Origin of the sequence: Streptomyces griseochromogenes, assembly GCF_001542625.1 — a bacterium.
GTDB lineage: Bacteria > Actinomycetota > Actinomycetes > Streptomycetales > Streptomycetaceae > Streptomyces > Streptomyces griseochromogenes.
Map to the genome: position 1 here is coordinate 9,143,203 of NZ_CP016279.1, position 19,089 is coordinate 9,162,291.

Below are 19,089 nucleotides of genomic sequence, written 5' to 3' on the forward strand. Positions count from 1 at the left end.
ATGACTGGCACACGGCATCAGGGTGCTTCAGGATTTCCAGATTTCCTCGCCACTTGAATCATTTTACAAAATGCCTCAATGGCGTATTGCTGCGTAAGCGAGTCCAACCCCTGGTAGACTTGATCGTCAACTTTATTAACCTGAGCCCAAAACTCTCCGAGCGTTACCCCGAGTTCATAGTCTGCAATTTCCCGAAGCTCTTGGTCTCTCGTTGCATTCAATGCCGCCTGATAGGCTCGCGGGTCACTCCAGTTGGGCAGATCGAGTAGTGCGTTGACTTTCCAGGCGGGGTCACTCTCCGGCTCCTGTAGCATGTGTGAAAAAGCTACCGCTCGCTCGTCCCATTCCAGCGGAACTTCGCGCAACAGCGCGGAAACAAACTCGCTAGGCGGCGAGTATGCATGGTCACGAATGTAGTGCACGATCATGGTTGGGGTGCTGTACGTAGTCCCATCGGTTCCGAAAATGTGAATTTCCCCGTTCCCGGTCACGGGCGGGTTTGATCTGCAGAACTCGCATTCATGTACACCGAGAGCCAAGCTCCTGGGCTTTCGGATCTCAAATTCAAGGCGCGCCAGCGCTTGCGAGTTGACCCCCCCTTCACCTGTCGGAACTCCGAAAGACCGCCCCAGCCATCCAATGTTCTTCATAGGAATGGGGGAGTCTCCATAAGAATAAACTGTTAGATCTGCAAAATCAGCCATGTCCAAACCCTGGTCTCCGGCATGCCACCCAGTGACACACCCCCATATTCGGTTCGAGTATGTCACTCAGCAGCGTTGGCTCGTCGACAATTATTGACCCTTCGCGATATTTCATCGGGAGGCCTGTATGCGGATTACGGCCTAGCGGGGACAAAGTATAGTTGGGAACTATGTCACCCGCATGGAATACTTGCACCGGCTCGACGGATGGACCTCCGGGGCCAGCTATTCTCAAGCCTCGCATGGCGTCAAGCCTTTTCCCATCTTCTACGTACATGTAGAGTGTAGTCCCCTCGGGCACCTGAAAAGTGCCGTCTCCATAATATCCACCGTGCCCATGAATCACCTTAGTTCCATCTTGTCGCAGTCCTGCAATGGGCTGAGCGACTCCAGCACGCGGATCAGCGAGGTCAGTAGGTGGCTCGACGCATGGGGACAACCCAAGTGGATCGGCCCATGTGTGCGGGTTTTGGACATACGTAGTGGCGTTGGGAGCGGCAGTAAGGCCGAGAGGGTCTGGCGCGAAATAGCGGGCGGTTTCGGGGTCGTAGTGGCGGAAGTAGTTGTAGTGGAGACCGGTTTCGGGGTCGTAGTACTGACCGGGGAAGCGTAGGGGTGTGTAGGCGGTGCTGTTGGCCGCCCACGCCGTCGTTCCCCACAGGGTGCTGCGGGTGCGCCAGGCGATGTCGCCCTGTTCGTCGATGAGTTCACTCGGGGTGCCGACCAGGTCGGTGACGATGGCGAAGAAACGGGAGTCGATCTCGTCCTGGGGTGAGTCGGCCTCGGTAATGCGTTCCGTTTGGGTCAGGGGGCGCAGGCCCTGGTGGTCCCAGGTGAGGGTGACCGGGTTGGGGAGGTCGGGGGATGTCGTGGTTTGTTCGCAGAGGGTGGTGCCGTCCCAGGTGAAGTCGACTCGCTCTATGACCGATTCGCCGTCCTCAGTGAGGCGGAATTTCGCCGTGCGACGGCCTAGTGGGTCGTAGGTGTAGCGCCAGCGCGTGCCGTCCGGGGTCGTCACCGAGGTCAGGCGGTCCTCGGCGTCCCATTCGTAGCGCCAGGTGTCCGGCTTGCGGGACAGGCGGGTCTTCTGGCGCAGGGTGATGCGGCCGAGGGCATCGTGTTCGTAGCGAACGTTTCCGGCGCGCGTGATGCGCGTACCGGAGTACTCGCGGATGCCGATTGCCTCCTGGCCCGGGTGGGCGGACGGCCAGCTCGCCTGTGTCTGATTGCCCGCCTCGTCGTATGCGTACCGTTCCGTCCAGCCCGCCGCGTACACCGCCGTCACGCGGCCCGTTGAGTCCAGGTCAAAGTGGCGGGAGCCGGAGAGGTGGTCATCGATACCGATGAGGTTGCCGTCGGCGCGGTAGGTGTACGCCCGGTGCTGCACCGTGCGGCCCTCCGCCCCGGTCACCGACTGGGTCGTCAGACGGCCCAGCGTGTCGAAGGCGTGTTCCAGAGTGATCGTTCCGCCGATACGGCGGGACAGTTCGCGGCCTGCCTCGTCGTAAGTGAAGTCGATAGCGCGGCCCGAGGCCACCATGCCGGTACGGCGGCCGGTGGCGTCGAATGACCAGGTTGTCGTGGCGCCTGTGGGGGTCGTGCGGCCGGTGCGGCGGCCCAGTTCGTCGTACGTGTAGCGCAGTGTGCGGCCGTTGACCGTCTCCGAGTGCAGGTGGCCGTGGCAGTCGCGGAGGAGGGTGAGGGTGGTGCCGTCGGGGCCGGTTGCCTGTGCCAGCTGGTCGGTCAGGTCGTAGGCGTACGTCGTGACCTGGCCGGCCGCGTCCTTGCGGGTCACCTGGCCCAGCTCATTCCGCTTGAAGGACACCACCTCGCCGAGAACGCTCCTGCGCGAAGCGAGACGTCCTGCGGGGTCGTAGGCGTAGGTCAGCGTGCGGTCGTCGAAGTCTGTCTCCGTCACCAGACGGCTCGCCGCGTCGTACTCGTACGTCCACGTCAGGCCCTGCGGGTTCGTGACCTTCGTCAGCCGCAGTTCCATGTCGTGGTCGAACTCGTAGCGGACCCCGTCCGGGCCTGTGCGCGCCGTCAGCAGGTCGAAGTGGGTGTACTCGAAGCGGGAGACGCCGCCGATCGGATCGGTGTGGCTGGTGCAGTTGCCCTCACCGTCGTACGCCCAGGACTCGGTTGTGCCGTCAGGGGCCGTACGGTGGGTCAGGTGGCCTTCGGTCGACCATTCCAGCAGCGTCCTCGCGCCGGTGGGGTCCGTGATCGCGATCGGGTGCCCAAGGGCGTCCCGCTCGTAGCGGGTGGTCGCGCCCAGCGGGTCCGTGATCTCCAACGGGAGACCCGCGCGGTCGCACGCAACCGTCGTCGTGTTGCCCAGATGATCAGTTACAGAGGTCAGGTGGCCGGCATCCGTGTAGGTGAAGCAGGTGGTCTGGCCCGCCACGTCCGTCACCGAGGTGCGGTTGCCTCGCGCGTCGTAGGTTTGGCGGACCACTGTGCCGTCGGGATTGACCACCTTCACGGGCAGGCCGAGTTCGTTGTATTCCGCTCTCGCCTCGCGGCCGTCCGGGCGTATCACCGATGTGGGGTTGCCGGTCTCGTCGTAGCGGAACGTGGTCCGGTGGCCGAGTGGGTCGGTGTGGGCGAGGAGGCGGCGGTAGCGGTCGTGTTCGAAGCGGGTCACCGCGCCGAGCGGGTCGATCTCGGCGACCACCTGGAAGTCGTCGTTGACCACATAGCGGCGGCTGTGGCCCTCGGCGGTGGTCGCAGTGGTGACGCGCAGGCCGGTCTCGGGGTCGGTCTCGTCGTAGGACAGGCGCAGGGTCATGTGGCCGTGCGAGCCGCCCTCGGCTATGCAGCGGTCCTGGTCGTCGTACGCGTAGGAGTAGCCGCGGTCGTTCGTGTCCGTCCAGGAGGTGACGCGGCCCGCCTCGTCATAGGTGAAGCGCAGGGGCAGGCCGGAGGAGTTGATGACCTCCGTCAAGTTCCCTTCGGTGTAGCCATAGCGCTTCAGTTCCTGGCCGGTGGTCACCAGGTGGAGCGCCGTGACCCGATCCGCCTCCGTCGATATGCGCACGCCGTGGCCTGCACTGGACATGATCTGAAGGGGGCTGCCCTCGGCGTCGTACTCGAAGGTGATCCAGTTGCCGTTGCGGTCGTCGATCTGTTCCAGGACCGCCAGGTTCTCGCCCCGGTCGGCGAAGTGCCAGGTGCGGCGGGTGCTCGGGTCGGTGATCGTGTAGCCGTCGGCCACGCGGTCCAGGGGCCAGCGGGGGCCGTGGCTGGGGAGCGTGGGCAGGCTGGGTGCAGGATGTGGGTAGGCGAGGAGCATGCCGTCCTCGGTGATGAACACGACGCCCTCGGAATCGATCTCCAGGCGCTGGTCGATCGTCGATGACCAGGACGGGCCGAACCAGCGGCCGTAGCGGTAGCCCGACTCCACGCGCCGCTTGAAGATCAGAGGGAGCACGCCGGGCAGGGTCACGTCCGTCTGCGGCAGGTACATCTTGCCGGTGGTGAGATCGACCGGATCCGTGGGATCTTTCTCGACCTTCTTGCCGGGGTTGGCCGTGTCGTGCTCGTCGGGGTGGCTCCTGGCAGCGTCTGCCGCGGAGTCCCCGCCCCCACCCTCGGCGCCAGCCTCCGCAGCACCGCCTTCCCCGGCCGCCGCCTCCTCGGCCCCCTTCACCCCGTCTTCCGCGACCCGGACCCCGTCCGCTGCGACTCCTTCCGCCCCCGCCTCCGGGATGAGGAACTGGGGCAGGAGTTCGCCGCCGAACCCACCCGGGTCCTGCAGGAAGGAATTCCACAGCTGGTTGCCGGTCTCATTGGAGTGCGTGACCATGTGGACGGCGCTGCCCAGCAGTTCCACCTTGGCCTGCAGCGCCTCGTAAGGATGCGTGACCGCATAGGGATCGAGCGGGTTGGCGTTGCGGAGCATGTTGTTCAGGTCGCCGACTCCGCGTACGAAACCGCCGAAGAAACGCATGTCCTCCGTCTTGGCGGCATCCAGGCCATCGGCACCGTCCAACTTGAGCTGGTCGACGGCCGACGGCTCATGCGGGGCGTGCTGCAAGGCAGCCTTGACCTTGTCGGCGGCCTCGGAGGCGAGGTGGGTGCGCTGGCGGCGGGCGGCGGCCAGCATCTGCTCGGCCGCGTGCTTGGCCTCATCACCCGGATCCTGCTCCGAGGGCTTCGGCCCCGGATCCTTCTTGCCCGCATCGACCGCGTCGTTGTACGTCCGCACCTGCTCCTGGTGCGCCTTGGAGGCCGTCTTGCCCTGCCGGTACTTCGCCACCGCCTCCCGAGCCTGCCCCTGCGCCCACTCCACCGTGTGCGCGAAGTTCTCCAAAGCCGAGGCCGCCTCCCCGCACGCCTCCGCAGCCTGACGCCACTTGACCTGATGCGTGGAGAACTTCTCCCGGAAGGTGTCGGCTGCCTCCCCCGTCCACTGCGAGGAATCCAGCTTCGACATACCGGACGCGACCGCGCCGAACGAGGACCCGAAATTCCGCAGATGCCCGGCCGTCTCCCGCAGCTTCGCCGGATCCCCGTGGATGAGCTCCTTCGGGTCCTCGGTCTCGTCCAGCTGCTGCTCGTCCACATGCGCGCCGAGCTTGTTCGCGACGCCATCGCCCCAGTCGTCGACCTTGTCGGCCACACCGTGCGCACCGGCCCAGTCGAGCGCGTCGCCCACGCCATGGGCGCCCTCGTCGATGACATGACCCGTGGCCCGCTTGACGTGGTCGTACCCGGACTTCAGCGACCCCAGGGCACCGTTCAACCCGCTGGAGAAGGACATCAGTTACCGTCCCCGCCCTTGGGGCGCGGCCCCAGCACCTTCTCCACCTCGGCGTCGTACGACTCGTCACTCATCCCGGCCGCATCACGCATCATCGACGGGCTGATCGGATCGCCCGGCACCTCGGCCGTCGCCACGTCCCAGAGCATGCCCTTGCCCGTCCGCCGCACCGAGTTCACCAGGTTCTCGCGGTCCTTGTCCCCGTAACCCGTGGTCATCGAGGCGTGGTTGATCTGGTCCACGCTCTCCTTCTCCACCTTGTCGTTGGAGGCGAAGGGATCCCCGACCGCCGAGTTGTAGGCGATCTTCATCGAGCCCTTCACATACTCGTCCGTCTGGTGGAAGGTGCCCGCCGCCAGGCCCATCGCCTCCGCGAACGCGTTGCCTTCCCGCATCAGATCCCGCACACCCCACTGCCAGCGCTCACAGAAGGTGTGCAGCACCGCGCCCAGATGGTCATCACCGACGTCCATGCCGGTCATCTCCAGGCTGGTGAAACCCCGCCCCGCGCCCGCCCAGCCCTTCATCCCACCCAGCGAATCCATCTCGCTCAGCGCCTTGTTGATCCCCTCCGCGATCGAGTTCAGGCCCTCTACCCGCAGGTCCGGTTGCCCGCCGCTCCCACTGCCGCCGGAGGATGCGGAACCCGCGCCCCCGCCTCCGTTCGGTGTCGCCTCCATTACCTTCCCTCCCCGGTCGGTCGTCCGGCCTCGGTACCCGAGTCCATGTCCACCACGCCACGCATACCGCTCTCCGGCCCTGCCACGGCGACCGCCTCCGGCACTATTCCGGCGACCGGTGGCAGCACCAGCCCCCGCTCGCCGTCACCCGCGTCCACCAGCACCCCGCACGGCAGCCCGGCCTCGGCCACCGCCGGTACTCCGGCGTCCAGCACCGCCGCGCCCCACACCGTGCGGTACCGCCACGTCCGGTCGGCCTCACCGCGCGCCCGCGCAAACCGCGCAAGCGCGGCCTCGTCGGTGAACGCGAGCAGCCACCGCGCCCCGTGCGTCTCCACCGTCAGGGCGTCGCCGTTCTCCCCGTAGGGGACGAGGACCCGGCGGCGGAATTCGCCCAGCACAGCCGCGAACTCACGCCGCCCGCGAGCGACCTCGTCCACCTCAGGGGGAGCAGGGGTCGCGTGCACCAATGGAGATGCCTCGGTCCGTACGTCCGACCTGGCCAGCTCCGCGTACTCCACCAGCTTTGACCTGCGTATCCGCCCCGCCGAGTCGGCTCCGCCCCCGAGTTCAGCCACGCCCGGGATCATCACACCAGCACATTGACGATCGCAACGCGGCTCCCGGCCCGTTGGACGGCCTTGGCCGAATGTATCCGTGCACGCGGCCGGCTACGGCACGCTCAAGCGCCGGAACTCGATCGTGTCGTAAGTCCCCTTCGCGCCCGTCTCGTAGAGGACGCCGACCGTGTCCGAGCCGAGCTGGACGAGGTCGGAGTAGGCGGCCCGCTCGGCCGAGAGGGTCTGCAGCTTGGTGAAGGTGTGGCCGTCGTCCGTGCTGGACCACAGGGCCATGGCGCGGCGGGCCGTGGGCACGGAGGGGGCGGAGAACAGGAGCGGTGCCTCGTGGCCGTGTAGTTGCAGGACGCTGCCCTGGACGACCGGCACGTCGTTCAGGGTGGGCTGGACGGCGTAGGGGCGTTCCAGGGTCTGGCCGCCGTCGCGGGAGTAGGCGTCGATGCGGTGGCCAACGGCCTTGCCGTTCTGCTGGCGGGAGTTGAAGTACACGCGGCCGTCCGGGAGTTGGGCGGCGCTGGTCTCGTTGGCGTTGGTCACGCCGTCGTAGGTGTCGTCGACGAAGCCGAGGTGCCAGGTGCGCCCCTCGTCGTCGCTGTAGAGGGCGTGGCCGCCGTAGTACTTGGACTCCACGCCGGTGTCGTGGGAGCCGGCGGGCGGGGCGGCCGAGTGGTTGGCGGGGATCAGCAGGCGGCCGGTGTGCGGGCCCCGGGTCAGGGCGACCCCGTGTCCGGGGCCGGTCGCGTACCAGCGCCAGCCGCGCCGCTTCACCTCGGCCGTGATCTCCTTCGGGGAGGTGAAGTGGCGGCCGTCGTCCCAGCTGCGCTGCACGAACACCCGGCGGCCGCGCTCCTCGCCGGTCTCGCCACGCATGATCTGCGCCTCCGTCACGGCTCCGCTGTTGTACGAGGTGACGAGGACGACGGCGCCGGAGCGCGGGTCGACCACGGGCGCCGGGTTGCCCCGGGTGTTCCCCTCCCCCGCGGCCACCACGGTCAGCGGGCCCCAGGTGCAGCCGCCGTCGGCGGAGCGGCGCAGGACGACGTCGATGTCGCCGCTGTCGCCGGCGCCGTCGTGCCGGCCCTCGGCGAAGGCCAGGACGGTGCCGTGCCCGGTCCTGACCATCGCGGGGATCCGGTACGTGTGATAGCCGCCCGCGCCGGACACGTACGGCACCGAGGTGGTGCAGCCGGAGCTCGCGTGGGCGGGGGTCGCGTGGGCGGGCAGGCGTGCGGTGAGCGAGGTGAGGAGCGCGAGCGTGGTGAGGAGCGTGCGGTGGAGCGGCGTCACGCACCCATGCTGCCCGGAATGACCAGCCCCGACTCGTAGCCCACGACGACCAGCTGGGCCCGGTCGCGCGCCCCGAGCTTGCCCATGATCCGGCTCACATGGGTCTTCGCGGTGAGCGGGCTCAGCCCCAACACCTCAGCTATTTCAGTGTTGTTGAGGCCATGGGCGACCAGTGTCAGCACCTCTCGTTCACGGTCCGAGAGGCAATCGGGACCGCCCGTCGGGGGCGCGGAGGGGCTGCGCAGAAACCGCTCGATCAGGCGTGCCGTCGGCCCCGGGGAGAGCAGCGCCTCGCCCGCGGCGATGGTGCGGATCGCGTCGAGCAGGTCGGCCGGACGGGTGTCCTTCACCAGGAACCCGGAGGCGCCGGCGCGCAGCGCGTCCACGATGTGCTCGTCGGTGTCGTAGGTGGTCAGGACGAGCACCCTCACCCCGGCCAGGTCCTCGTCGGCGGCGATCAGCCGGGTGGCCTCGATGCCGTCGAGGCCGGGCATGCGGATGTCCATCAGCACCACGTCGGCGCGCTCGGCGCGGGCGAGGCCGACGGCCTCGCGGCCGGTGGCCGCCTGGCCGACGACCTCCATGTCCGGCGCGGACTCGACCAGCATCGTGAACGCGGCCCGGACGAGGGTCTGGTCGTCGGCGAGCAGCACCCGGATCATCTCGGCCCTCCCAGGGGCAGTACGGCCGTCACTTCGAAGCCCTTCCCGTCCTTGCGCGCTCCGGCGTCCACGGTGCCGCCGACGCTGCGGGCCCGCTCCCGCATGCCGACGAGGCCGTAGCCGGGCGGGCCGTCGCCGCCGCCCACGCCGTCGTCGGTGACCCGGACGTACAGGGCGCCGTCGTGCTCGTACACGTGCACACGCACGGTGAGATCGTCCCGGCCGCCGTGCCGTACGGCGTTGGTGAGCGCCTCCTGCACGATCCGGTAGGCGGCGGCGCCCACGGCGGGCGGGACGCCGTCGGCCCGGGCCTCCAGGTCCACCTCGGCCCGTGCCGTCTTCGCCAGGTCGGGCAGCCCGTGCAGGCCGGGCAGCGGGCCGCGGGAGTCCGGGGAACCGGGGTCGCGCAGGACCTCCAGGGTCGTGCGGAGTTCACCGCGGGCCGTGCGGCAGGTCTCGGCGATGTCGTCCAGGGCCTCGGCGACGGCGGCCCGGTCCAGGCGGCCGGGGTCGGCGGCCAGGACGTGGGCGGCGACCGAGGTCCGCACGCCGATGAGGGTGATGCTGTGGGCGAGCAGGTCGTGCAGGTCGCGGGCGATGCGCAGGCGTTCCTCGGCGACCCTGCGGCGGGCCTCCTCCTCGCGGGTGCGTTCGGCGCGTTCGGCGCGTTCGAGGGCGGCGGCCGCGTTCTCCCGGTGGACGCGGATGTAGCCGCCCAGCACGAGCATGGAGACGATCCAGCCGGTGATCTGGAACGACACCGCGAGCCCGGCCATGCCGTGGCCGATCTTCAGGACCAGCATGAGCCCGATGACGGCGCAGCCGATGACCGCCGTGCGCACGGGGCCGCTCATGACCGCCACCGTGTAGAGGACGACCATGGAGGCGGCGGTCGGCGCGGAGTGGTTGTAGTTCTGCTGGTGGTAGAGCGCGATCAGCGGGATCGTGAGCGCCAGCACCGTCAGCGGTGCCGTGCGGCGCCGGGCCAGCGGCACGTGGAGGCCGAGCAGCAGGACCCAGCCGAGCGCGTCCGGGTGCCGTCCGCTGCCGACGGTCACCGCGATCACGGAGGCCAGGGCGGCGAGGGCGACGGCGAGGCACGCGTCCTGCCGCAGCTGGCCGAGGGACGCGAAGGCCCGTCGGGGCCGGACGGCGGTGATGGTTGCCTGCACGGGGTTCATCTTCCGGTAGGCGGGTGCCCCTGCCGAGAGCGGGGGCACCCGGAGGTCAGGCCACGTCAGCCCACGGGTTCCGGGACGCGCTCCCGGCCCGCGGACGGTGTCCCGGACAGCCGCCCCGGCCACCACACCCGCCGCCCCAGCGCCACGCTCGCGCTGGTCACCAGGTAGGTGCGGACGAGGAAGGTGTCCAGCAGGACGCCGACCGCGATGACGAGGCCCAGCTCGGCCAGCGGGACCAGCCCCATGTCGGTCAGCACGGCGAAGGTGGCGGCGAGGACGAGCCCGGCGGAGGCGATGACCCCGCCGGTCGTGCGCAGGGCGGTCAGCGCGGCCTCGGCCGGCTCCATGCCCCGCAGCGACTCCTCGCGCATGCGGTGCATCAGGAAGATGCCGTAGTCGACGCCGAGGGCGACCAGGAACACGAAGGACAGCAGGCCGAGACCGGGGTCGGTGCCGTGGAAGCCGGACAGCGGTCCGAACACCAGCCCGCCGACGCCGAGCGCCGCGCCCCACACCGCCACCACGGCGGCCACCAGGATCAGCGGCGCGACCAGGGAGCGGAGCAGGACGATCAGTATCAGCAGCACGGAGAGCAGGACGATCGGTACGACGACCAGCCGGTCGCGGGCGTCGGTGTCCTTCAGGTCGAGCTGCTGGGCGCTGGGCCCGCCCACGTAGGAGCCGCCGAGCCGGTCCCTGAGCGCCTGGATGGTGGCGGTCTCGGCGGCGGACTGGGGCGGGGCGGACGCGGTCACCGAGATCTCGGTCCAGCCCCCGCCGGTACGGCCCTTCCGCGCGCTCGCCACGCCCCGGGTGCCCTCGGCCGCCGCCAGCGTGGCGTCGGCGCGGTCCGCCGGGGTGAGGATCTCGACGGGCTGCGCCGACCGTTCGGGGAAGGCCTTCGCGAGGGTGTCCATCGCGGTGACGGAGCCGGGCCGGTCGACGAAGGTGTCCAACTGCTTGAGCGGGCCGGGCAGGTTCAGCGTGCCCAGGGCGAGGGCGCCGAGCAGGACGGCTCCGGAGGCGAGGACGGTCAGCGGGCGGCGCCCGGCCGAGGAGCCCATCGCGGCGAACAGCGACCGGCGCTCCTTCGGGGTGCTGCCGTGGGCGGGCACGAGCGGCCAGAACACGCGGCGGCCCAGCAGGACCAGGACGGCGGGGAGCAGCGTCAGCATCGCGGCCAGCGCGCACAGCACGCCGACGGTGCCGAGCGGGCCCATGCCCCTGCTGGAGTTGAGGTCGGCGGCGAGCAGGCACAGCAGCCCGGCGGCGACCGTGCCGGAGGAGGCGAGGACGGCGGGCCCGCAGCCGCGCAGCGCGGCCCGCATCGCGTCGTACGGCCGCTCGTGGCGCCGTAGCTCCTCGCGGTAGCGGGAGACGAGGAGCAGGGCGTAGTCGGTGCCGGCGCCGAAGACGAGGATCGTCATGATGCCCGCGCTCTGGCCGGAGACGGCGGTGCCGAAGACCTGGTTGAGGCCGTAGGCGGCGGCTCGGGCGAGGAAGTCGGCGATGCCGGCGACGACGAGCGGGACCAGCCACAGCAGGGGGCTGCGGTAGATGAGGATCAGCAGGATCGCGACGACGGCGACCGTGGTGTAGAGCAGGGGCCCGCCGAGGGAGGCGTACACCCCGGAGGCGTCGGTGGCGAGGGCTGCCGGGCCGCCCACCTCGACCGTCAATGCGCCCTGGCCGTGGGCGACCTGGCGGACGTCGTCGACGAAGCCGTCGCGCTTCTTCTCGTCGGTGCCGGGCTCGTTGCTGGTGACCGGGTACATCAGGGTGGTGCCGTCGGCGGACGGGACGCCGCGCGGGGCGGTGGTCAGGGTGTGGCGGTGGGCGATCGTCGCCACCTGGCGTCCGGCCGTCGTCCGGTCGGCGGCGGTGAGGCCGCCCGCACGGTGGTAGACGAGGACCAGGTCGGTGCTCTCGCCGCCGGGCAGCCGGTCCTGGAGCCTGGCGGCCCGGGTGGAGTCGGCGGACGCGGGCAGGTAGTCGGTCGCCCGGTCGTGCTGGACGTCGGCGAGCCTGGCGGCGAACGGCCCCGCCACGGCCAGCAGGACCACCCACAGGCCCAGCACCAGCCAGGGCAGTCCCCTTCGCCCGCCTGTCGCACGTGTTCTCGCGGCCCCCATGGAAACCGGCCCTCCCTCTGTGACGGATGTCTGGATACGGCTTCCAGACTTCCGTCGCGGCGGGCCGCGATCGTCGGGCGTGGGGGCGAGTTCGGGGGTACTGCCACGGGTGTCCGAGGGGCGCCCTTACTCCCCGGGGAGTACCGGGAGGGCGTGTGCGCCGGGCCGGACGGGTGTCAGGACGGTGTGCGCGCGGCGGCGAGCAGCCGGTTCACGTCGTCGGTGCAGATGGTCAGGGCCGCGCCGATCGTGGCGAGGGCGTCGCGTTCGGCGGGGGTGTAGAGGCCGTCGGCCAGCGCGATACGGGCCGCCTGGAGGAGGAGCCCCTCGCGGCCGCCCGGGGCGAGGTGGGGGGCGAGCGGGTCGAGGGCCTCGTGCAGCTCTATGGCGAGGCTCGCCCCGCACGGTCCGCCGAGCACCCGGCCGGTGTCGGCGGCGAGTGCCTCGACCAGGGCGGCCAGCTGGTCCTCGGTGCAGTCCTCGAAACCGGCCGTGCGGACGGCGGCGGCGGCCGTCTCCAGGGCCGTACGGGAGCCTGAGCCGCCGGCGGCGAGCACGGCGAGGGCGACGGTGTGCACGGCGTCGCGGAGCATCGCGGAGAAGCGGCGGGTGGTGGGATGGTCGAGGACGTCGGTGCCGTAGTGGTGGCGGCAGGACGCGCACTCCACGACGGGTCCGGTCGCCCCGCGCGGCAGCACGGGCACGCCGAGGAGGGTGAAGCGGCGGCGCCCGGTGAGCCGCTGGTAGTTGCGGTCGCCTCCGCAGCCGGGGCAGAAGAACTCGCCGTCGCCCACGGGTGTCCATGCGGTGCGGGTGCCCAGGATGCGCACAGCCCTGGTGGCACGGCCGTCTCGTCCCCGTACTGGCAGCACGTCGCACCTCCGTAACCGCACGGCAACATCGCCGCGCTGGCGTGATGTTAGCCACATCACGGAGGCTGAGTCAGTACCTCGTACGAGACCTTTCTGTGACCTCCGGGGCGCGATGGCCGATAAGTGACGGGGCCCTGGCCGTCGTATACGACGGCCAGGGCCCCGAAAGTGCCGGTCAGAGCGGTCAGCGGGTCGCGCGGTTCACCGCGGAGACGACCGCCTTCAGCGACGCACGCGTCGTGTTCGCGTCGATGCCGATCCCCCACAGGACCTTGTCGTCGATCGCGCATTCGATGTAGGAGGCGGCCTGCGCGGAGGCGCCCTCGCTCATCGTGTGCTCCTGGTAGTCGAGCAGGCGTACGTCGATGCCGATGGACTGCAGGGCGTCGAAGAAGGCGGAGATCGGGCCGTTGCCGGAGCCGGTCAGGACGGTGTCCCGGCCGTCGACGGTGGCCTCGACGGTCAGCGTGTCCACGCCGTCGGTGTCCGTCGTCGACTGGCCGGTGCGGACCTGGATGCGGCCCCACGGGTTGTCCGGGTTCGGCAGGTACTCGTCCTGGAAGACGGCCCAGATCTCCTTCGGGGTGATCTCGCCGCCCTCGGCGTCCGTCTTGGCCTGGATGTTCTTCGAGAACTCGATCTGCATCCGGCGCGGCAGGTCCAGCTTGTGGTCGTTCTTCAGGACGTAGGAGATACCGCCCTTGCCGGACTGCGAGTTGACGCGGATGACGGCCTCGTAGGAGCGGCCGACGTCCTTCGGGTCGATCGGCAGGTACGGCACCGCCCACTCGATGTCGTCGACGGTGACGCCCTTGGCCTTCGCCTCGGCCTCCATGGCGTCGAAGCCCTTCTTGATGGCGTCCTGGTGGGAGCCGGAGAAGGACGTGTAGACCAGGTCGCCCACGTACGGGTGGCGGGGGTGGACCTCCATCTGGTTGCAGTACTCCCACGTACGACGGATCTCGTCGATGTCGGAGAAGTCGATCTGCGGGTCGACGCCCTGGGAGAACAGGTTCATGCCCAGGGTGACCAGGTCGACGTTGCCGGTGCGCTCGCCCTGCCCGAACAGACAGCCCTCGACGCGGTCGGCGCCGGCCATCAGCGCCAGCTCGGCTGCCGCCACGGCCGTGCCGCGGTCGTTGTGCGGGTGGACGGACAGGCAGACGTACTCGCGGCGGGACAGGTTGCGGTGCATCCACTCGAAGCGGTCCGCGTGCGTGGAGGGGGTCGAACGCTCCACCGTGGCGGGCAGGTTGAGGATGATCTCGCGGCCCGGGCCCGGCTGGTAGACGTCCATGACCGCCTCGCAGACCTCCAGCGCGAAGTCCAGCTCGGTGTCGGTGAAGATCTCGGGGCTGTACTGGTAGCCGAACTCGGTCTCGGGGCCCAGCAGCTTCTCGGCGTACTCCATCACCAGGCGGGTGCCGTCGACGGCGATCTGCTTGATGTCGTCCTTGGAGCCGCGGAAGACGACCCGGCGGAAGACCGGGGCGGTGGCGTTGTACAGATGGACCGTGGCGCGCCTGGCGCCCTTCAGCGACTCCACCGTCCGCTCGATCAGGTCCTCGCGGGCCTGGGTCAGCACGGAGATGGTGACGTCGTCCGGGATCGCGCCCTCTTCCTCGATGATCGAGCGCACGAAGTCGAAGTCGGTCTGGCCGGAGGCGGGGAAGCCGACCTCGATCTCCTTGTAGCCCATCTTGACCAGTTGGTCGAACATCCGGCGCTTGCGCTCGGGGGACATCGGGTCGATCAGGGCCTGGTTGCCGTCGCGCAGATCGGTGGAGAGCCAGCGGGGGGCGACGGTGACGCGCTGCTCCGGCCAGGTGCGGTCCGGGATGTCGACCTGCTCGTAGCGGCCGTACTTGTGGATCGGCAGAGAACTGGGCTGCTGGCGGTTGGCCATGATGGCGTGGGCTCCTCGAAGATGTCCGGTTGAGTCCGGTGTCCGGAAGGACGGCCGACGACGCAACGCCAAAGCTCCGCGGGGAGGGAGTCGGCCTTGTCTACAGGCCCTCGCCGCGGCAACTAAGGAGAAGCAGCCCGAAACGCATGATGCTCCGCAGCGTAGCCGAGGCGCCCCGGATGCGCGGGCCCGTATCAGTATGCGGAACCGCACGAACAAAATGGACAAATGGTGCGCCATATCACGCACGCTACGGAACGCGAGCGTCGAGTCACCGGATTGTCACCCTATTTCACCAATCATGGTCGCAGGTAGTGACACCGAAGTGACTCAGTGCAAGGGTGCCGGGCATGACGACCAACGGGGGCTTTGAGCCCGTCTTCTGCCCGATCGTGCCGCCGCACGTCCTCGACCGGCTCGCCCAGCACGAGGACCCAGCCGTCGCCGACGCCGCACAACGCACCCTGGAGCACGACGCCCTGCACCGCACCCGGCGCAGGATCACCGCAGCGCGGGGCGCGGCCGCACCCGCCGGCACCCCGTCCGGCAAGCCGGACCGCACCATCTACGACGCCCATCACACCGAGACCCTGCCGGGCGAGAAGGTCCACTCCGAGCAGGACCCGCCCTCCAAGGACGCGACCGTCAACCGCGCGCACGCGGGCCTGGGCGCCACGTTCGACCTGTACCTCAAGGTCTACGACCGGCACTCGATCGACGACGCCGGACTGCCGCTGATCGCGACCGTCCACTACGGCGAGAAGTACGACAACGCCTTCTGGAACGGCGAGCAGATGGTGTTCGGCGACGGTGACGGCGAGCTGTTCCTCGACTTCACCCTCCCCATCGACGTGATCGGCCACGAGCTGACCCACGGCGTCACCCAGTACACGGCGAACCTTGAGTACTACGGCCAGTCCGGAGCGCTCAACGAGTCCGTGTCGGACGTCTTCGGCTCGCTGATCAAGCAGCACGCGCTGGGCCAGACCGCACAGCAGGCCGACTGGCTGATCGGCGCGGGCCTGCTCGGGCCGAACGTCCACGGCGAGGCGCTGCGCTCGATGAAGGCTCCGGGCTCGGCGTACGACGACCCGAACCTGGGCAAGGACCCGCAGCCCGCGACGATGGACGGCTACGTCAGGACGAGCCGTGACAACGGCGGGGTGCACACCAACTCCGGCATCCCGAACCACGCCTTCTACCTGGTCGCCTCCGCGCTCGGCGGGAACGCCTGGGAGCGGGCCGGGCAGATCTGGTACGACGTGCTGACCGGCGGCGAACTGGGGACGGACGCCCAGTTCGCCGACTTCGCCACGCTGACCGTGAAGGCGGCCCGGGAGCGGTACGGAGCCGGTGACGAGATCCAGGCCGTGCAGAAGGCCTGGGAGCAGGTCGGGGTGCAAACGCTCTAGTTCCGTACTAGACACTGACCCATGCATATTCAGGTACGACGCACGGGCGGTTTCGCGGGCATCGAGCGCCGGGCCGAGGTGGACACCTCGGGCCGGCCCGACGCCGCCGAGTGGCAGGCCCTGGCCGAGCGTGTGCTCGCGTCCGGCCGGGGCACGCCGCCGGCCGGGGTCCCGGACGGCTTCAGCTACGAGATCACGGTGGACGGCCGCACGGTGTACGCGGCCGATCCCCGACTGACCGAGGAGCAACGGGAGTTGGTGTCACGGGTGCTGAAGGAGGGCGCCTAGCCGGCGGTTCGCTCCGGGGCGTTGACTTACGTTACCGGGGGTAAGGATGATCCCGGCCATGGCGACTGATGCAGGCAACCCGATCCCCCGCTTCCCGGCCGGCTTCCTGTGGGGTGTCTCGACCTCCGCCCACCAGATCGAGGGCGCGGCCGACGAGCGCGAGGCGTCCGTGTGGGACGCGTTCACGGCCGGGCCGGGGCGGGTGAAGGACGGCTCGACGGCGGCGGTGGCCTGCGACCACTACCACCGCTACCGGGAGGACGTGGCACTCCTGGCCGGTCTCGGCGTGGACGCGTACCGCTTCTCCGTCTCCTGGCCCCGGGTGAACTCCCCCGGCGGCCTGGACTTCTACGACCGGCTGGTGGACGAGCTGTGCGCGGCGGGTGTACGGCCCGTCCCCACCCTCTTCCACTGGGACCTGCCGGCCTCGCTGGACTGGCTGGAGCGGGACACGGCGGCCCGGTTCGCCGACCACGTGTCCGTGGTGGCCGAACGCCTCGGCGACCGCGTCACCAAGTGGATCACCCTCAACGAGCCCGCCGAGCACACCCTGCTGGGCCATGCCCTGGGCGCCCACGCCCCCGGCAAGCAGCTCCTCTTCGACGCCCTCCCGGTCGCCCACCACCAGCTCCTCGCCCACGGGCTCGCGGTGCGGGCCCTGCGCGCGGCCGGGGCGGGCGACATCGGGATCGCCAACTCCCACGGCCCGACCTGGCCCGCCTCGAAGGATCCGGCCGACCTGGAGGCGGCGGCCTTCTACGACGTCCTCCTCAACCGTCTGTTCGCCGACCCGGTCATCCTCGGCGCCTACCCCGAGGGCCTGGGCGAGCTGATGCCGGGCGACGTCCAGGCGGACCTGAAGATCATCGGCGAGCCGGTCGACTGGTACGGCATCAACTACTACGCGCCGACCCGGGTGGGCGCCCCGCAGGGCACCGAGATCGAGTTCGGCGGCCTCACCCTGCCTGCCGGACTCCCCTTCTCGGTACGGGAGATCGAGGACCGCCCGGTGACGGACTTCGGCTGGCCGGTCGTCCCCGAGGGACTGACGGAGCTGCTCACCGGATTCCGCGACCGCTACGGCGACCGGCTCCCGCCGATCGTCATCACCGAGAACGGCTGCTCCTACGAGGGCATCGACGACCAGGACCGGATCGCCTACCTGGACGGCCATGTCCGCGCGCTGCACGCGGCGCTGGAGGCCGGTGTGGACGTGCGCGGCTACTTCGTGTGGTCCCTGCTGGACAACTTCGAGTGGGCGGAGGGCTACGCGCGCCGCTTCGGTCTCGTGCACGTCGACTACACGACCCAGAAGCGCACCCCGAAGGCCTCCTACCACTGGTTCCGGGACGTGCTGCGGGCGCAGAGATGACCACCGCCCGGGCCGCGGCCGCGCTCGCCGAGCCCGTCGAACGGGTCGGCCGGGGCTGGACCGCGGCGCTGGCGCTGGCCAACGGGGCGATCTGGGTGGGCTGGTTCGGCCCGCTGCAGATCCTGCTGGCCTCCCAGGCGGGGGATTTCGCGCCCGGCTCCGGGATGTCGAAGGAGACGATGCTGGCGTGGGTGACCGGCGCGGGCGCGGTGGTCTCCCTGCTCGCCAACCCCTTCTTCGGCGCCCTGTCGGACCGCACGACCGCCCGCCGGGGCCGCCGTACGCCGTGGATCGTGGCCGGCACGGCGGGCGGCGCGCTCTCGTTGCTGCTGCTCGCGGGCGCGGGCGGGCCGTGGACGATGACGCTCGGCTGGTGCCTGGTGCAGCTCACGCTGAACGCGGCCTTCGCGGCGGTGACCGCGGCCGTGCCCGACCGGGTGCCCCGGCTGCAACGCGGCGCGGTGGGCGGCTGGCTGGGGGCGGCGCAGATCCTGGGCGTGGTCGGCGGCACGGGTCTGGCGACGGCGGCAGGCGGGATCGGGCCCGGCTATGCGGCCTGCGCGGTGTTCACGCTGGTGGGCGTTGCGCCGTACGTGCTGCGCCACGAGGACCTGCGCCTGGCCCCCGCGGACCGGCCGCCCTGGTCGTGGCGGGGCTTCCTGGCGGGCTTCTGGCTGAGTCCGCGCCGCCATCCCGACCTGGGCTGGGCGTGGCTGACCCGGTTCCTGATGAACCTCAGCAACTCGCTGGTGCTGCTGTACCTCCTCTACTACCTGCGGGACCGTCTGCACTACGCCGATCCCGACCGGGGCGTGCTGATCCTGACGGCGGTCAACGGCCTGACCCTGATGGCGACGGTGGTGACCGGCGGCGTCTGGTCGGACCGGGTGGGGCGGCGCAAGCCGTTCGTCGTCTGGTCCGGCGTGCTGATGGCGCTGGCGACGGCGGCGCTGTCCGGCTGGCAGACCTGGCCCGGCGCGATCGTGGCGTCGGCGGTCCTGGGGATCGGTTTCGGCGTGTTCACCTCGGTCGACTTCGCCCTGATGACGGACGTGCTGCCGAAGGCACTGGACCGGGGCAAGGACCTGGGTGTGATCAACGTGGCCAACGCCCTGCCCCAGGTGGCGGCCCCCGCCCTCGCCGCACCGATCGTCACGTACCTCGGCGGCTACCGGGTGCTGTACCTGGTGGCGGCGGCGGTCGGGCTGGCGGGGGCGGTGCTGGTGGGCCGCATCCGGGGCGTGGAGTGA

14 protein-coding genes are annotated in these 19,089 nt (G+C 70.1%); 4 read left to right on the forward strand and 10 right to left on the reverse strand.

What is annotated here, in order from left to right:
* Nucleotides 1–17: 17 nt before the first annotated feature.
* From AVL59_RS56930 to leuA, 10 genes are all read right to left on the reverse strand, one after another.
* On the reverse strand, nt 18–704 hold the full coding sequence (locus AVL59_RS56930) for a DUF7919 family protein (RefSeq protein ID WP_443732247.1): 687 nt from the start codon (nt 702–704) through the stop codon (nt 18–20).
* Nucleotides 697–5,469 carry a putative T7SS-secreted protein gene (locus AVL59_RS55885; RefSeq protein ID WP_079147220.1) on the reverse strand — a complete coding sequence of 1,591 codons (4,773 nt, stop codon included), beginning with the start codon at nt 5,467–5,469 and terminating at the stop codon, nt 697–699. Before AVL59_RS55885 ends, AVL59_RS56930 begins: the two co-directional genes overlap by 8 nt.
* A complete protein-coding gene (locus AVL59_RS39810; RefSeq protein WP_067314283.1) occupies nt 5,469–6,149 on the reverse strand; it encodes a hypothetical protein in 681 nt (226 codons plus the stop codon). The genes AVL59_RS55885 and AVL59_RS39810 overlap by 1 nt, the downstream gene beginning before the upstream one ends.
* Nucleotides 6,149–6,727, reverse strand: coding sequence for a hypothetical protein (locus AVL59_RS39815; RefSeq protein WP_208870527.1), 579 nt, complete (start codon nt 6,725–6,727; stop codon nt 6,149–6,151). Before AVL59_RS39815 ends, AVL59_RS39810 begins: the two co-directional genes overlap by 1 nt.
* A 93-nt stretch (nt 6,728–6,820) precedes the next feature.
* On the reverse strand, nt 6,821–8,014 hold the full coding sequence (locus tag AVL59_RS39820) for a sialidase family protein (RefSeq protein ID WP_067314284.1): 1,194 nt from the start codon (nt 8,012–8,014) through the stop codon (nt 6,821–6,823).
* Nucleotides 8,011–8,676, reverse strand: a complete 666-nt coding sequence (locus tag AVL59_RS39825; RefSeq protein WP_067314286.1) for a response regulator — start codon at nt 8,674–8,676, stop codon at nt 8,011–8,013. The genes AVL59_RS39820 and AVL59_RS39825 overlap by 4 nt, the downstream gene beginning before the upstream one ends.
* Complete coding sequence (locus tag AVL59_RS39830; RefSeq protein ID WP_067318317.1) at nt 8,673–9,857, reverse strand: sensor histidine kinase; 1,185 nt, start codon at nt 9,855–9,857, stop codon at nt 8,673–8,675. Before AVL59_RS39830 ends, AVL59_RS39825 begins: the two co-directional genes overlap by 4 nt.
* Nucleotides 9,858–9,913: 56 nt before the next feature.
* Complete coding sequence (locus tag AVL59_RS39835) at nt 9,914–11,989, reverse strand: MMPL family transporter (protein WP_099053203.1); 2,076 nt, start codon at nt 11,987–11,989, stop codon at nt 9,914–9,916.
* A 176-nt stretch (nt 11,990–12,165) separates the two neighbouring features.
* Nucleotides 12,166–12,861, reverse strand: coding sequence for a TerB family tellurite resistance protein (locus tag AVL59_RS39840; protein WP_067314288.1), 696 nt, complete (start codon nt 12,859–12,861; stop codon nt 12,166–12,168).
* Nucleotides 12,862–13,045: 184 nt separating this feature from the next.
* Nucleotides 13,046–14,767, reverse strand: a complete 1,722-nt coding sequence (leuA, locus tag AVL59_RS39845; protein ID WP_067314289.1) for a 2-isopropylmalate synthase — start codon at nt 14,765–14,767, stop codon at nt 13,046–13,048.
* A gap of 350 nt (nt 14,768–15,117) precedes the next feature.
* On the opposite strand from leuA, the gene AVL59_RS39850 reads away from it, so the two are divergent.
* The 4 genes from AVL59_RS39850 to AVL59_RS39865 are packed head-to-tail and all read left to right on the forward strand — an operon-like array spanning nt 15,118 to nt 19,089.
* On the forward strand, nt 15,118–16,179 hold the full coding sequence (locus tag AVL59_RS39850) for a M4 family metallopeptidase (RefSeq protein ID WP_067314291.1): 1,062 nt from the start codon (nt 15,118–15,120) through the stop codon (nt 16,177–16,179).
* A gap of 21 nt (nt 16,180–16,200) precedes the next feature.
* The gene (locus tag AVL59_RS39855) at nt 16,201–16,467 is read left to right on the forward strand and encodes a protealysin inhibitor emfourin (RefSeq protein WP_067314293.1); all 267 of its coding nucleotides are present in this window, start codon (nt 16,201–16,203) and stop codon (nt 16,465–16,467) included.
* A gap of 58 nt (nt 16,468–16,525) precedes the next feature.
* Nucleotides 16,526–17,839 (forward strand): GH1 family beta-glucosidase, encoded by a 1,314-nt coding sequence (locus tag AVL59_RS39860; protein ID WP_067314294.1) that lies wholly within the window; start codon nt 16,526–16,528, stop codon nt 17,837–17,839.
* Nucleotides 17,836–19,089, forward strand: a complete 1,254-nt coding sequence (locus AVL59_RS39865; protein WP_067314296.1) for an MFS transporter — start codon at nt 17,836–17,838, stop codon at nt 19,087–19,089. The genes AVL59_RS39860 and AVL59_RS39865 overlap by 4 nt, the downstream gene beginning before the upstream one ends.

What these genes read in the sequence shown, in the direction of transcription:
- AVL59_RS56930 (WP_443732247.1), bottom strand. Translation starts at nt 704, where the DNA reads ATGGCTGATTTTGCAGATCTAACAGTTTATTCTTATGGAGACTCCCCC.
- AVL59_RS55885 (WP_079147220.1), bottom strand. Translation starts at nt 5,469, where the DNA reads ATGTCCTTCTCCAGCGGGTTGAACGGTGCCCTGGGGTCGCTGAAGTCC.
- AVL59_RS39810 (WP_067314283.1), bottom strand. Translation starts at nt 6,149, where the DNA reads ATGGAGGCGACACCGAACGGAGGCGGGGGCGCGGGTTCCGCATCCTCC.
- AVL59_RS39825 (WP_067314286.1), bottom strand. Translation starts at nt 8,676, where the DNA reads ATGATCCGGGTGCTGCTCGCCGACGACCAGACCCTCGTCCGGGCCGCG.
- AVL59_RS39830 (WP_067318317.1), bottom strand. Translation starts at nt 9,857, where the DNA reads ATGAACCCCGTGCAGGCAACCATCACCGCCGTCCGGCCCCGACGGGCC.
- AVL59_RS39835 (WP_099053203.1), bottom strand. Translation starts at nt 11,989, where the DNA reads ATGGGGGCCGCGAGAACACGTGCGACAGGCGGGCGAAGGGGACTGCCC.
- leuA (WP_067314289.1), bottom strand. Translation starts at nt 14,767, where the DNA reads ATGGCCAACCGCCAGCAGCCCAGTTCTCTGCCGATCCACAAGTACGGC.
- AVL59_RS39850 (WP_067314291.1), top strand. Translation starts at nt 15,118, where the DNA reads ATGACGACCAACGGGGGCTTTGAGCCCGTCTTCTGCCCGATCGTGCCG.
- AVL59_RS39855 (WP_067314293.1), top strand. Translation starts at nt 16,201, where the DNA reads ATGCATATTCAGGTACGACGCACGGGCGGTTTCGCGGGCATCGAGCGC.
- AVL59_RS39860 (WP_067314294.1), top strand. Translation starts at nt 16,526, where the DNA reads ATGGCGACTGATGCAGGCAACCCGATCCCCCGCTTCCCGGCCGGCTTC.
- AVL59_RS39865 (WP_067314296.1), top strand. Translation starts at nt 17,836, where the DNA reads ATGACCACCGCCCGGGCCGCGGCCGCGCTCGCCGAGCCCGTCGAACGG.